Genomic DNA, 14,384 nt, shown 5'->3' with positions numbered 1-14,384 from the left:
GGGAGAGCCTTATGAGCAGCTTCGAGACAGCTGATATGCCCAAGGACGCCTCGCCGTCCGTCATCGCGCGGCAAACGGCGATGCTGAATGCGCTGCCGTTTTCCGACACCCGGGATTTCGACGATGCCGCGCGCGGCTTCCTCGGCACGATCGAGAACGCGGAGATCACCAATCCGCAGGGAAGGACGGTCTGGAGCCTCAAGCCTTACGGCTTTCTCTCCACTGAGGCGGCGCCGCCGACGGTCAATCCGAGCCTGTGGCGGCAGTCGCGGCTCAACATGCAGCACGGCTTGTTCGAGGTCGTGCCCGGAATCTACCAGGTCCGCGGGCTCGACATCGCCAACATGACGCTGATCGAAGGCGACAGCGGTGTCATCGTGGTGGACACGCTGACCTCGATCGAGGGCGCGCGTGCCGCGCTCGATCTCTATTTCAGGCATCGCGGCGCGCGGCCCGTCGCCGCCGTGATCTTCACCCACACCCACACCGACCATTGGGGCGGAGCGCGCGGCGTGCTGGAGGAGGATGCGCTCGCCAGCGGCCGGGTGCCGATCATCGCGCCGAACCTGTTCATGGAGCATGCCGTCTCCGAGAACATCATCGCGGGACCGGCGATGCTGCGGCGGGCGCAGTACCAGTTCGGGCCGCTCCTCGCCAAGGGCGCGCGCGGGCAGGTCGATTGCGGCCTCGGCAAGTCGATGGCGACGGGCTCGGTCGCGCTGCTGCGCCCGACCGATTTGATCATGGCGACCGGCGACACGCGCGTGATCGACGGCGTCGAATTCGAATTCCAGATGGCGCCGAACAGCGAAGCGCCGGCGGAGATGCACTTCTTCGTCGCGCGCTACAAGCTTCTGAACCTCGCCGAGAACTGCACGCACAATTTTCACAATCTGCTGCCGTTCCGCGGCGCCGATGTGCGCGACGCGCTGGCCTGGTCGAAATATCTGAACGAGGCCCTGCTGCTCTGGGACGGCAAGGCGGAGGCGATGTGCGGCCAGCACCACTGGCCGGTGTGGGGGCGCGAGCGCATCGGCACGATGATCCGGCAGCAGCGCGACCTCTACAAGTTCGCGCACGACCAGACCATCCGCCTGATGAACCACGGGCTGACCGCGGCCGAGATCGCCGAGACGATCCAGTTGCCGAGGAGCCTGGAGGGCGCCTGGCACGGCCGCGGCTATTACGGCCACATCCGGCACAATGTGAAGGCGATCTACCAGAAATATCTGGGCTGGTACGATGCCAATCCGGTCAATCTCGATCCGCTGCCGCCGGTGGAATCCGGCAAGAAATATGTCGAGTATATGGGCGGCGCCGACGCGATCCTCGCGCGCGCGGCTGCGGACTTTGCCAAGGGCGAATTCCGCTTCGTGGCGCAGGCGCTCGGTCATCTCGTCTTCGCCGAGCCCGGCAATCAGGCGGCGCGTGACCTGCTGGCGGACACGCTGGAGCAGCTCGGCTACGCCGCCGAAAGCGCGACCTGGCGCAACGCCTATCTGTTCGGCGCGCAGGAGTTGCGACAGGGCATGCCGAAGGTGCCGCCGCGCCCGCCGATGCCGCGCGAGACGCTGGCCGCGCTGCGTACCTCCCAGATCTGGGACGTGCTCGGCATCCGCCTCAACGGGCCGAAGGCGGACGGCAAGCACATCGTGCTGAACTGGCGTTTTACCGATACCGGCGAGACGTTCGTGCTGAATCTGGAGAACTCTGCGCTCACCTACACCGAGGGCGTGCAGGCGGAAGGCGCCGATGCCAGCTTCACGCTCGCGCGGGCCACGCTCGACGAGGTGATCGCCAAGCTCACCAGCTTTCCGGAGGCGGTGGCCGCCGGCAAGGTCGAGCTCGCCGGCAACCCGATGCGCCTCGCCGAGCTGATGGGCTTGATGGACGAATTCCCGCGGATGTTCGAGATCGTCGAGCCGAAGCGGGCGGCAGTAACGTAGGCCACCGCTTTCTCCCGTCATTGCGAGCGCAGCCAGAGTCTTTCCACGGAGGCGGTCTGGATTCTTCGCTGTACTCGCAATGGCGGCTGATAGAGTGGGGCACTACCTGCAAACGTCAATGGCCGGGGCGAGCCCGGCCATGACGTCTACCATAGGAGTTGTCGCTACTCGGCGCTGCTCACCAGCTTGATCCGCGGCGCCTGTTGCTCGGCCAGGCTGCGATAGGCCGCGAGATAGTCGAGCGCCATGCGCCGTGCCGTGAAGCGCGTCTCGAACTGCTTGCGAATGGCGGAGCGGTCGAGTTGCGCGAGGCGGCCGACGACGCCGGCCGCGCTGAGGACGTCCTCGACGACGAAGCCGGTCAGCCCCTCGTCGATGATCTCGGGCACCGAGCCGCGGTTGAAGGCGACCACCGGCGTTCCGCAGGCCATGGCTTCGATCATCACCAGGCCAAACGGTTCCGGCCAGTCGATCGGCAGCAGAAGTCCGAGCGCGCCGCTCAGGAAGTCGGACTTCTCGTGATCGCCGATCTCGCCGATGAAATCCACCAGCGGATTATTCTCGATCATCGGCCGGATCAGCTCGTCATAATAATCCTGGTCGGCACGATCGACCTTGGCCGCGATCTTCAGCGGAATGCCGCAATGGGTCGCGATCTTGATGGCGCGGTCGACGCCCTTTTCCGGCGCGATACGGCCGAGCACGGCGAGGTATTCCTGCTTGGCGGGCTTCGGCGTCAGCAGATTCTCCGGCAGGCCGTGATGGATCGTCCTCACCCAATTCGCCTGCGGTACCGGCCGCCGCTGCGCGTTGGAAATCGAGATGACGGGGACCTTCGAGAAGGTTTTGAAGACCGGCTGGTGCTCCGGCAGATCGAGCCGGCCGTGCAGCGTCGTCAGGAACGGCGTCGGCTGCCGGTAGAACATTGACCACGGATAGTAATCGAGGTGGAAGTGGAGGAAGTCGAACTCCTCGTCGTCACATTTCTGCCGCACCCGCTCCAGCATCACCATATGCAGCGCATTGGGATCGCGCACGGAACCGTCGAGGCGAAGCGCCCGCGGCCAGGTTGCATCCAGCTTCGCCGATGTCTGCGAATCGCCGCTGGCGAACAGCGTCACGTCGTGTCCAAGGGCCACCAGCTCTTCCGTCAACCAGTGCACCACCCGTTCGGTGCCGCCATAGAGCTTGGGTGGAACAGCCTCCGTCAACGGAGCTACCTGCGCGATGCGCATTTCGCGATCTCCTCTGCGATCATGATCATTGAAACCCCAGCCTCGGCACCGGCATGCCAAGAGTGGAACGTTCTCGCATGTGCGAAGTTCCTCTTGGCGAACGTTACTTCTTCGACACACTGCGGCGTGGTCGCGATGATGCCATCAGCTCTTCTCACATCGTCCGCATCCGCATGTCGTGATGGTCTTGCCCGGGAACCGAGGCGAAGCGGTCGATGTTCGGTCGACAGTTAAGAACAATTGGAATCATCGCGACGGGGTTGCAGTCACATGGATCATCTTTCTGGATACGCGCGCAGGCCATTTGCCTTTGTCTTGCGCTATCTGCGGCGACGTCTGGCCTCACACCTGGTTATCCTGACCGCTGTCGTTGCAGCCGTCGCCTGCTCCGTGGGCACGCAATATGGCGTCAAATCACTGGTCGATGCTCTGTCGGCGGGACCATCGCATGGTGGCAGCGTATGGCTGGCATTCATTCTGCTCATGTCGCTGATCGCCGCGGACAACTTCCTCTGGCGGATCGCGAGCTGGACAGCGAGCTTTACCTTCGTTCGGGTCACGGGCGATTTGCGTCGTGACATATTTCGTCATCTGACCGGGCATGCGCCGAGCTATTTCTCGGACCGGATGCCGGGCATGCTGACCAGCCGCATTACGGCCACATCCAATGCCGTGTTCACGGTCGAGAACATGTTCGTCTGGAATGTGTTGCCGCCGTGCATTGCCACAGTTGCGGCGATCGGCTTGATTGGAACCGTCAGTCCCTACATGGCGCTTGGCCTGATCGTGATCGCGGGCGGCATGGTGGCCGCCATGTTCCGTCTCGCCGCGGCCGGCAAGCCGCTCCACGACGACTTCGCCGACAAGGCCGCTGTCGTCGACGGCGAGATGATCGACGTCATCAGCAACATGCCTCTGGTCCGCGCCTTCTGCGGCATCCGCCATGAGCACGAGCGGTTTGACGCCACTGTGAACCGGGAACTTACGGCGCGAAGCCGCAGTCTGCGTTATCTGGAGAAGCTGCGCCTGCTGCATGCCGCCGTGACCGTGCTGCTGACCGTCGCCTTGATGGCGTGGGCGGTCACGCTCTGGCAACAGGGCGAGGCGACCACAGGCGACGTCGTGCTGGTCTGTACGCTCGGGATTTCGATCCTCAGTGCGACGCGCGACCTCGCCGTGGCGCTGGTCGATGTCACCCAGCATGTCGCGCGCCTGACCGAGGCGATCGCGACGCTGCTCGTGCCGCATGAGCTGCGCGATCATCCCGAGGCAGAGCCGTTGGTCAAGAACGGCGCCGCGATCGCGTTCAACAACGTCACCTTCGGCTATCCCGGCGGCGAGAAGATCTTCGAACGGTTCAGCCTGCGGCTGCAGCCCGGCCAGCGTGTCGGCCTGGTCGGCCAGTCCGGCGGCGGCAAGTCTACGCTGTTCACCCTGCTGCAGCGCTTCTACGACGTCGACGAGGGCAGTGTCACCGTCGACGGCCAGGACATTTCCATGGTGACCCAGCTCAGCCTGCGGGATGCCATCTCCGTGGTGCCGCAGGACATCTCCTTGTTCCATCGTTCGATCCGCGAGAACATCCGCTACGGCAGGCCCAATGCGACCGACGACGAGGTGCTGCGCGCGGCGATCGCGGCGCGCTGCGACTTCATCGACAGCCTGCCGGAAGGCCTCGACACCATGGTCGGCGACCGCGGAGTCAAGGTGTCCGGCGGCCAGCGCCAGCGTATCGCGATCGCACGCGCCTTCCTCAAGGACGCGCCGATCCTGCTGCTGGACGAGGCGACCGCCGCTCTCGACAGCGAATCGGAGGAAGCCATTCGCGAGGCGCTGTCGCGCCTGATGCGCGGGCGGACCGTGATCGCGATCGCGCATCGGCTGGCAACGCTGCGGAATTTCGACCGCGTGGTCGTGCTGAAGGGTGGTAAGATCATCGAGGACGGCTCGCCCGAGCGTCTGATGCAGGGCCACGGGCCCTATCGTGAGCTGGTCACGCAGGAAATGAGCCGGCTCGCGCAAGCGGCCGCGTAAATCGACAGTCGCGTTCGAGTCGTTTGCGTCTTGAAACAAGCGCAGGGGAGCAGCCCATGGCGGCCGAAGCCGTAACACAACTCGTCTCGGTGACCCGGACCTCGGAACAGGTCGCCGAGCAGCCTTTCTATATTCCGATGACGGGGCCATCGGCGCGACCGCGGCGCTCGCTCAAGCATGACGATACGTTCATCGTGCTCGACAGCCACGGCGACATCGGCGCGTCCGCGGGCGGGCCGGACGGCCTTTTCAACCAGGACACGCGCTACCTGGCGAGGCTCGAGCTCGTGCTCGACGATCTCCAGCCGCTGCTACTCGGCTCGAACCTGCGCGACGACAATTCGGCGCTGACCGTCGATCTCACCAACCCCGACATCTACCGCGGTGGCAGCCTGGTGCTGCAGAAGGACCTGCTGCACATCGTGCGCACGATCTTCCTGTGGCGCGGCACGGCCTATCAGCGCATCGGCGTGCAGAACCATGGCGATCGGTGCGCCAGCTTCGAGCTGACGCTGCTTTTCGGCAACGACTTTGCCGATCTGTTCGAGGTCCGCGGCGAGCGCCGTCCGCGCCGCGGCATCGGCTCGAGCCGGCTGTTGGGTCCGACCGACGTGCTGTTCGATTATCGCGGTCTCGATGACGCCGAGCGGACCACCGGCCTGCACTTCGACCCGCGCCCGACCAAGCTGTCGGTGAACGCCGCGACCTGGCAGCTCGAACTCGACCCGCATCAGTCGAAATCACTGTTCGTCGCCGTCTCCTGCAACCGGCCGATCGCGGAGAAGCCGGCGCGCTTTTTCAGGGGGTTGCTCGCCCATCGCCGCGAGATGCGGCAATCGACGATGGGGGCGGCCAGCATCGAGACCTCCAACAACATCTTCAACGAGGTGCTGTGCCAGGCCATGGCCGACCTCAACATGCTGATGACCGAGACGCCGCAGGGGCGCTATCCCTATGCGGGGATTCCCTGGTACTCGACGACGTTCGGCCGCGACGGGCTGATCACTGCGTTGCAGATGCTGTGGGTCGACCCGCGGATCGCCAAGGGCGTGCTGCGGCGGCTCGCGCATTTCCAGGCGAAGGCGGTCGATCCGCTCGCGGATGCCGCGCCCGGAAAGATTCTGCACGAGATGCGTGGCGGCGAGATGGCGGCGCTGCGCGAGGTGCCGTTCGCGCAATATTACGGCAGCGTGGATTCCACCGCGTTGTTCGTCCTGCTCGCCGGCAGCTATTTCGAACGCACCGGCGACGAGAAGACGCTGACCGAGCTGTGGCCGGCGATCGAGGCGGGGCTGGCCTGGATCGACGGCCCCGGCGACCCCGACAAGGATGGCTTCGTCGAATACCAGCGCGCCACGGAAAAGGGGCTCGCCAACCAGGGCTGGAAGGATTCCTTCGATGCGATCTTCCATGCCGACGGCCAGCTTGCGGAGGGCCATCTCGCGCTGGCCGAGGTGCAGGGGTACGTCTTCGCCGCCAAGCAGCTCGCCGCGCGCTGCGCGCTGTGGCTCGGCAAGCCCGATCTCGCCGGCAAGCTCGAGGCGGAGGCCAAGGCGCTGGCGGAGCGGTTCGAGGCCGCGTTCTGGTGCGAGGAACTCGGTACCTACGCGCTCGCGCTCGATGGCAAGAAGCGGCCCTGCAAGGTGCGGACCTCGAATGCCGGTCAGGTCCTGTTCAGCGGCATGGTCAGCGAGGACCGTGCGCGCCTCGTCGCCGCCGATTTGATGCGGCCGCATTTCTTCTCGGGCTGGGGCATCCGCACCGTCGCTGTCGGCGAGGTGCGCTACAATCCGATGTCCTATCATGACGGCTCGATCTGGCCGCACGACAATGCGCTGATCGCGCTCGGGCTTGCGCGCTACGGGCTCAAGCATTCGGTCGCGCATGTCTTCAAGGGGCTGTTCGATGCCGCGACCTACATGGATCTGCGCCGGTTGCCCGAACTGTTCTGCGGCTTCCGGCGCGAAAAGCGGCGTGGCCCGACGCTCTATCCGGTCGCCTGCGCGCCGCAGGCCTGGGCCAGCGCGACGCCGTTCACGCTGCTGGAGGCGGCGCTGGGCATCGAGTTCGATGTGGCGCGCGGCGAGATTCGCCTGCGCAATCCGCATCTGCCGGCGTTCCTGCACGAGGTGATCTTGCGCGACCTGCGTCTGGGCGAGTCCAGCGTGGATCTGCGCGTCAGCCGCCACGGCGACGACGTGGCGCTCGAGGTGTTGCGCACGCGCGGCCGGATCCAGGTCTCGATCGTGCTGGCGCGCTAGCGGCGCGCCGGGAGGAGGGTGCATGCGTACGGGCAGTTGGATCCTGAGCGTGGCGATCGTCGCGGGATTGACGGTCGCCGTATCGCGGGCCGCGGAGGAGCCACCCGCGACCGAAGCGAAAGCGCCGCCGACGGTACAGCCGCCGGCCTCATCGGTGCCCGTCACGCCGAAGGATGCCGCGCCACCGCCGTCGGTGACGATCATCGGCGCGAGCGACGCGCACGGCGTGCTTGGCCGTGACGTGCTCAGCGCGGCGAATGAGGGCATGGGCCGCATCGTCGACGTCATCGTCGATCGGAGCGGGCACGTGCGCGCCGCCGTGATCGACTTCGGCGGCTTCCTCGGCGTCGGCAGCCGCAAGATCGTGGTGGACTGGAACGCGATGCGGTTCGGCAAGATCGTCAACAAGAAGGACAGCATTACGCTGGAATTGACCAAGGCGCAGGTCGCGGCCGCGCCGGAATACAAGGAAGACGCGCCGATGGTGGTGCTCGGCGCGTCCGGCAGCCTGCAGCCGCTGCAAGCGATACAGTGAGGCACGGGGAGGGATGGCGGCCGGTGCTGTTGTCGGGGAAGCCCAAACATGCAGATCGCGAGGGCCGCGTTGAGCAGGACAACGTTTCGGCACCGCGGCCTGCGGGCATTCCGGCGCCGTCGCGCCAGAGCCTGCGCGGCCTCGACTGGTTCATCTTCTTTCTCGCCGACGTCCAGACCGGATTCGGGCCTTTCATTGCGGTCTATCTGACGACCCAGAAATGGACCCAGGTCGAGATCGGCCTCGTGCTGTCGATCGGCGGCATCGTCGCCCTGATCGGCCAGATGCCGGGCGGCGCGATCATCGATGCCGCGAAATCCGAGCGGCTGGTCGCAGGCCTCGCCATCGCGACCATCGGCTGCTGCGCGCTCGCCTATGCGGCGATGCCCATCTTTCCGGTGGTGGTGGCGGCCGCAACGCTGCACGCGGCGGCAAGCTGCGTGCTTGGACCGGCAATCGCGGCGATCAGCCTCGGCCTGGTCGGCCCGTTCGCGATCGGCGAACGTCTCGGCCGCAATGCGCGCTTTGCCTCGCTCGGCAACGGCGTCGCCGCCGCGGTGATGGGCACGGCCGGCTATCTGCTGTCGAGCCGCTCGGTGTTCCTGGTCACCTTCCTGCTTGCGATCCCGACCCTGATCTCGCTGTCGCGCATCCGTGAAGAGGAAGTCGACATCGCGCGCTGTCACGGCGAACTGCCGCGCGAAGCGCCGGTTCCCGGCGACACCAATATCTGGCACCTGATCCGGCAGCGTCCGCTCATCGTCTTTGCGTTGAGCGTTCTGCTGCTGCAGCTCGCGAACGCCGCGATGATGCCGCTGATGGCGAGCGCCGTGACGGCGCGGTCGAGCCAGTGGGCGACGGTGCTCGTCGCCTTTTGCATCGTCGTACCGCAGGCCATCGTGGCGCTGCTGTCGCCGACCGTCGGGCGCAAGGCGCAAGCCTGGGGCCGCCGGCCGCTGCTGCTGATCGGATTCGCCGCGCTGGCGATTCGCGGTCTGCTGTTCGCGACGGTCCGCGACCCCTATCTGCTGGTGCTGGTGCAGGTGTTCGACGGCATCACCGCAGCGGTGTTCGCGGTGATGATCCCGCTGATCGTGGCCGACGTCGCCTTCGGCAGCGGCCATTTCAACCTCGCTCAGGGTATCGTCGGCACGGCAACGGGCATTGGCGCGTCGCTGAGCACGGCGCTGGGCGGCTATGTCAGCGACAAGTTCGGCAACGCCACCGCCTTCATCGGGCTGGCCGGCGTGGCTGGCGCCGGGCTTCTGCTGATCCTCCTCGTGATGCCGGAGACGCGGCGCATGGGCATGATCGCGGCAAAAAAGGAAATGGCCGGCTGAACCAGGTCAGCCGGCCATGAGTGGACGGGGAAGAAGACGTCAGGCGTCGAGATGGTGCAGGCGCTGGCGGTTGCGAAGCACGATCTGGCGGGCGCCGGAGAAACCCAGAATCCCTTGGGCGTGAAGCTGCGACAGCGCGCGCGACACGGTCTCCAGCGTGAGGCCGAGATAGTCGCCGATGTCGCGGCGGCACATCGGCAGCGCCATCATGCCGGCAACCGCGAGGCGGCGGTCCATTTCGAGTAGGAAGGTGGCAACGCGCTCCATTGCGGTCTTGCGGCCCAGGAGCAGCATGTGGTCTTCGGCGTGGCGAAGCTCGCCGGCGGTCATGGTCCATAGCTTGCGGGCGACCTGAACGTCGGTGCCGGCCGCCTTTTCCAGGCTCGCGCGCTTCACGAGGCGCACATTGGTGTCGATGATGGCCTCGGCAGCGAGGCGATGGGTGGGGCCGGATTCGAGGCCGAACACGTCGCCGGCAAGGTGGAAGGCGCCGATCTGGCGGCGGCCGTCGGAGAGGAGCTTGTAGCTGCGCACGGCGCCTGACACGACCTGGTAGACATATTCGGCCGGTTCGTCCTCGCCGTAGATCTCTTCTTCCTTGCGGTAGGAGAACTCGGTGGCGACGATGCCGACATGGCCCGCGATTGCGCCGAACTGGTCGGTGACGGGAAGGGCGGGGGCAATCTTGCCACCGATCTGGGTGTTGATCGCCTGGGTGTTGAGCGTCTGGGTCAGCATCTGCGCCATCTCCGTTGTGATGACGCCTTGGTACGCGGTATCGGGGGCTTCGAAAATTTCGCGAGATATCTTAAGGGGGGGGCCTTACGTAGAATCCCGTAGGTCAGTTTCCGCGCCTGGCCTGGATGGCGTGGCGGATGCGCTTGACCAGGTTTTCGTCGAGAAGCGGCTTCAAAATCACGTCCTTGACGCCCACGGCTGCCGCCCGGACCGAGATATTCCCGTCGGGATAGCCGGTGATCAGGATCACGGGCGTGCCTTCGTCGGACTGGCGCAGCCGGCCGGCGAGCTCGATCCCGTTGATATCAGGCATCTTGTAGTCGATCACGTAGCAGTCCGCTCCGTGCGCGCCGCTGGCATTGAGCAGCGCGGTGCCGCTCCTGAAGGTCCGCACGGCGAAGCCGTCGGTTTCCAGCAGGAACCGCAGGGATCCCAAGACGGCGGCGTCGTCATCGACCACAAAGACCGTGGGCTGTGTGGGGGACGGCAACCGCTCATGGTGCGAGCTGATCTCAATCATGATGCTTGGCTAGCACAGGGCGCGGGAAACGAGTTGACTTGCCTCAATCGTTCAGCATCCCGGCGCGCATGGCCAGCCGCACCAGTTCCGAGAGGCTGTTGGCCTGCATCTTGGTCATCACGTTGGCCCGGTAGACCTCGATGGTGCGCGGACTGATGTCGTATTCGCGGGCGATCAGCTTGTTGGAGAGGCCCGCGATCAGACCTTCCATGACCTGGCGCTCCCGCGGACTCAAGGAGGCGACGCGGGCGGCGATATCCTGGGCGACGGCCTCGTTCTTGGCCGCAGGCTCGGCCTGGCGAATCGCGGCCTCGATCATGGTGAGAAGACGGTCGTCCTCGAACGGCTTCTCCAGGAAGTCGACGGCACCGAGCTTCATCGCCTCGACCGCCAGTGGCACATCGCCATGACCGGTCATGATCAGGATGGGAAACGGGCTCGATTGCGCCTTCAGGCGCTTCAGAAGCTCGATTCCATCGAGGCCCGGCATGCGCACGTCGGAGACGATGCAGCCGAAGGCGAGGCCGGGCAGGGAATCGAGGAAGGCCTGGGCGTCGTCGAACAGGGTGACGCCGAAGCCGGCGGAATCCAGCAGGAAGTTCAGCGAATCCCGCATCGCCGCGTCGTCGTCGATGACGTAGACATGTCCCTTGGTCGTCATTGATCAGCTCTCATCGGCTGCCGGCAAGGTGAATCGGAATGTTGCGCCGCCCGACGCGTTGCTCTCGGCCCACATCCGGCCGCCGTGAGCTTCGATGATCGAGCGGCTGATGGACAGTCCAACGCCCATGCCGGTTTCCTTGGTGGTGAAGAAGGTCTGAAACAGGTTCGGAATGACATCGCCGTGGAAGCCGGAGCCGGTGTCGGAGACCTCGACCTCGATCATGTCGTCGGCGACGCTCGAGTTGGCGACGACGAGCTCGCGCCGCTCGGATTGTGCCATCGCCTCCAGCGAGTTGCGAAACAGATTGACCAGCACCTGCTGGATCTGCACCCGGTCGGCGAGGACGAGATCGGCGCCGGGATCGAGGCTGAAGCGGAGCTGCACGTTCTGCTCGCGTGCGCCGGCGAGCCCGAGCGCGCCGGCTTCCTCGATCAGCTTGGACAGGCTCTCGACCCGCTTCTCGGATTCGCCGCGGGAGACGAAGTCGCGCAGGCGCCGGATGATCTGGCCGGCGCGCAAGGCCTGCTCCGCCGCGCGGTCCAGCGCGCTCTCGATCTTCGGCGTGTTCGGGTCGATGCTGCCGGCCAGGAGGCGCCGCGATCCCTTCATGTAATTGCTGATCGCGGCCAGCGGCTGGTTGAGCTCGTGGGCGAGCGCGGAAGCCATTTCGCCCATCGCGGTCAGCCGCGAGACATGGACCAGCTCGGATTGCAGCTCCTGGAGCCGCGCCTGGGTCTGCTGGTGCTCGGTGAGGTCGCGGACGAAACCGGTGAAATAGGGCTCGCCGCCGGACTGCATTTCGCCAATCGACAGGTGCATCGGAAAGGTGGTGCCGTCGCGGCGCCTGCCGGTCACGATGCGGCCGATGCCGATGATGTGCGGATCGCTGGTGCTGCGATAGCGGGCGATGTAGCCGTCATGCCGGGAGCGGTCGGGCTCCGGCATCAGGATGCTGACGTTCTGTCCGATCGCCTCGTGCTCGGACCAGCCGAACAGGCGCTCCGCGGCCGTGCTGAACAGCTGCATGACGCCGTGGCCGTCGATGACGATCATGGCATCTGGAATGGTGTGGAGGATGGAGCGCAGGTGGCTCTCGCGCGTGCGCAGCGTCTCCTCGACCTGCTTCTCCTCGCCGATGTCGAGAAAGATTCCGCTGAGATGACGCGCGGCGCCGGCATCATCGCGGATCAAGCCGGCACGCGCCCTGATCCATTGTCCCTTGCCGGACGCTCCGGCGATCCGGAAGGAGACGTCAAAGCCGCCGCCGCGTTCGGAGACGCGCCGGATCGCATCCTCGACGCGCTCGCGATCCTTTGGCTCGAGCCGTGACAGCAAGAGCTGGTAGCTCTCTGGCTGGCCCGGCTCGACGCCCAGCAAGGCTCTGGACGTCTCGGACCATTCCAATTCCATCGATTTGAGATCGAGATCCCAGGTGCCGACGCCGAACCCTTCGATTCGAACGCGGAAGTGCTCGCCCCGACCGTCATCTTGCGGATGCGTAACACGGGTCGGCGACAAGCGATTGCTCCCATCTTCGTGCGGTAGCCCGGATGCCGCTACCGCCGATGCAATGTCGCCCAAGGCCGGGCCGGAGGCAAGTTCGGACGTCTTATTCCATCGGCGGATGCCCCCGCGGTGCCGTGCCCGGCACGTTTGATCTATCTCATTCTGCGGAGCGGCGACAGGCCTACAGTCTCACGAAAGCCCATCGCCCCGGAGATTCCCGATGACATATGCGACCGTGATGGTCAGCCTGGCGCTCGATCAGTCCAACGAGGCGCGCCTTCAGGCCGCCGGCGAACTCGCCGAACGATTCGAGGCAGCCATCATCGGCGTCGCCGCGGCGCAGTTCGCACCGCCGCTCTATTTCGCCGACGGCGTCGAGGCGCAAGCGCTCATCGACGAGGGCGAAGCCTCCGTCAAGCGGCGGCTTGACGGTCTGGAGGCGCAATTCCACGCCGCCACAAAGAATCGCGGCGGGCACGCCGAGTGGCGCAGCGCCATGGATTTTCCGGCGCGATTCGTCCTGGCGCAGGCCCGCTGCGCCGACATCATCGTCAGCGGCGGGCGGAGCCCGGCCTTCTCCGACGCGTTCGCCCTCGCAAGCCCCAAGGATCTGGTGATGCAGGCCGGCCGCCCGCTTCTCGTCGTCCCCGACCGGGCCAACTGGCTCGACCTGCGCAGCGTGCTGGTGGCGTGGAAGGACACGCCGGAGGCGCGGCGGGCGGTGGTCGACGCGCTGCCGATGCTTCGCAAGGCGAGAGACGTCACTATCGCCGGGATTCCGGAGCGCGACGATGACCGTTCGGCGGTGATGGCCGGCGTCACCGATGTCGCCGCCTGGCTCGCCCGTCACGGCGTCACCGCGACCGCGCGCGCCCCGGATGCCGTGGGAGGCGAAACCGCCGCCGCACAACTGGAGAAAATCGCCAGCGACGTCGGCGCCGGCCTGATCGTTGCAGGCGCTTATGGCCATTCGCGCTTTCGCGAACTGATCCTTGGCGGGGTCACCGAGTATCTGGTCACGCAATCCGTCCGCAGCGTGCTGCTGTCGCACTAGGCCCCCATAAGGGCGATTCGAGGAGGACCGGTCGTGTACAAGTTTCTTGAAGAGACCGTCGACGGCTACATGACGCGCAACGTCAAGACGGTAAAGCGCGATCAGGATCTGCTCGCGCTCAGCGAGATGTTCGAGACCGACGATTTCAACTCCTATCCGGTCGCGGACGACGGGCAGGTGGTCGGCATCGTCACCAAATTCGACATCCTGAAATGCTTCGCCTTCACGCCGAGCCAGATGCTGCCGCGCTATCACGACCTGATGAGCCGCAAGATCGGCGACGTCATGACGCCCGAGTTCATCTATGTCAGCCCCGACACACGGCTGACGCGCGTGCTCCAGATCATGGTCGAGCACCGCATCAGGAGCATCATCGTGCTCGACGGCGCACAGAAGCTGGTCGGAATCATCGCCCGCGAGGACGTCATCGCGGCGCTCAAGGCAACTGCACGCGACTGACGCCCTGCCTTTGATTCCTGCGATTCGGGGCTCCCGTGGTTTCACGGGAGCGAGCCGTCGTCGCGCGCGCCGCAGAGCATAAGCGATTGATA

At 65.7% G+C, this 14,384-nt stretch carries 12 protein-coding genes; 7 read left to right on the top strand and 5 right to left on the bottom strand.

The window, feature by feature from the left end:
* The first annotated feature begins 11 nt into the window (after positions 1–11).
* Complete coding sequence (locus NR187_RS11305) at positions 12–1,946, top strand: alkyl/aryl-sulfatase (protein WP_256806497.1); 1,935 nt, start codon at positions 12–14, stop codon at positions 1,944–1,946.
* Between the two features lie 164 nt (positions 1,947–2,110).
* On the opposite strand, the gene NR187_RS11300 is transcribed toward NR187_RS11305, so the two are convergent.
* The gene (locus tag NR187_RS11300; RefSeq protein ID WP_211382627.1) at positions 2,111–3,181 is read right to left on the bottom strand and encodes a glycosyltransferase family 4 protein; all 1,071 of its coding nucleotides are present in this window, start codon (positions 3,179–3,181) and stop codon (positions 2,111–2,113) included.
* Positions 3,182–3,451: 270 nt separating this feature from the next.
* Here NR187_RS11300 and NR187_RS11295 point away from each other — a divergent pair, with 270 nt between their 5' ends.
* From NR187_RS11295 to NR187_RS11280, 4 genes are read left to right on the top strand one after another with little or no spacing between them, the layout of a single operon-like run.
* Positions 3,452–5,215, top strand: a complete 1,764-nt coding sequence (locus tag NR187_RS11295; protein WP_256806495.1) for an ABC transporter ATP-binding protein — start codon at positions 3,452–3,454, stop codon at positions 5,213–5,215.
* Between the two features lie 56 nt (positions 5,216–5,271).
* Complete coding sequence (locus NR187_RS11290) at positions 5,272–7,476, top strand: amylo-alpha-1,6-glucosidase (RefSeq protein ID WP_256806494.1); 2,205 nt, start codon at positions 5,272–5,274, stop codon at positions 7,474–7,476.
* 22 nt (positions 7,477–7,498) lie between these two features.
* Positions 7,499–8,011 (top strand): PRC-barrel domain-containing protein, encoded by a 513-nt coding sequence (locus tag NR187_RS11285; RefSeq protein ID WP_256806492.1) that lies wholly within the window; start codon positions 7,499–7,501, stop codon positions 8,009–8,011.
* A 23-nt stretch (positions 8,012–8,034) separates the two neighbouring features.
* A complete protein-coding gene (locus NR187_RS11280) occupies positions 8,035–9,351 on the top strand; it encodes an MFS transporter (protein ID WP_211382631.1) in 1,317 nt (438 codons plus the stop codon).
* Between the two features lie 39 nt (positions 9,352–9,390).
* Here the strand turns inward: NR187_RS11280 and NR187_RS11275 are convergent, their stop codons facing one another.
* The 4 genes from NR187_RS11275 to fixL form a co-directional block, all read right to left on the bottom strand.
* Positions 9,391–10,089: a helix-turn-helix domain-containing protein gene (locus NR187_RS11275; protein ID WP_211382632.1), complete on the bottom strand. Its 699-nt coding sequence runs from the start codon at positions 10,087–10,089 to the stop codon at positions 9,391–9,393.
* A gap of 103 nt (positions 10,090–10,192) precedes the next feature.
* Positions 10,193–10,609 carry a response regulator transcription factor gene (locus NR187_RS11270; protein WP_211382633.1) on the bottom strand — a complete coding sequence of 139 codons (417 nt, stop codon included), beginning with the start codon at positions 10,607–10,609 and terminating at the stop codon, positions 10,193–10,195.
* 43 nt (positions 10,610–10,652) lie between these two features.
* Positions 10,653–11,270, bottom strand: coding sequence for a response regulator FixJ (fixJ, locus tag NR187_RS11265; RefSeq protein ID WP_211382634.1), 618 nt, complete (start codon positions 11,268–11,270; stop codon positions 10,653–10,655).
* 3 nt (positions 11,271–11,273) lie between these two features.
* Complete coding sequence (fixL, locus tag NR187_RS11260; protein ID WP_256806486.1) at positions 11,274–12,791, bottom strand: sensor protein FixL; 1,518 nt, start codon at positions 12,789–12,791, stop codon at positions 11,274–11,276.
* 208 nt (positions 12,792–12,999) lie between these two features.
* Between fixL and NR187_RS11255 the strand changes: the two genes are divergently transcribed.
* The gene (locus tag NR187_RS11255) at positions 13,000–13,833 is read left to right on the top strand and encodes a universal stress protein (RefSeq protein WP_256806484.1); all 834 of its coding nucleotides are present in this window, start codon (positions 13,000–13,002) and stop codon (positions 13,831–13,833) included.
* 33 nt (positions 13,834–13,866) lie between these two features.
* Positions 13,867–14,292, top strand: coding sequence for a CBS domain-containing protein (locus tag NR187_RS11250; RefSeq protein ID WP_256806482.1), 426 nt, complete (start codon positions 13,867–13,869; stop codon positions 14,290–14,292).
* Positions 14,293–14,384: the final 92 nt, after the last annotated feature.

The sequence above is a fragment of the Bradyrhizobium sp. Bra64 genome (genome assembly GCF_024519875.1).
GTDB lineage: Bacteria > Pseudomonadota > Alphaproteobacteria > Rhizobiales > Xanthobacteraceae > Bradyrhizobium > Bradyrhizobium japonicum_G.
Note: the sequence above shows the minus strand (reverse complement) of the source record. Positions and strands in the feature narration are given on the sequence as shown.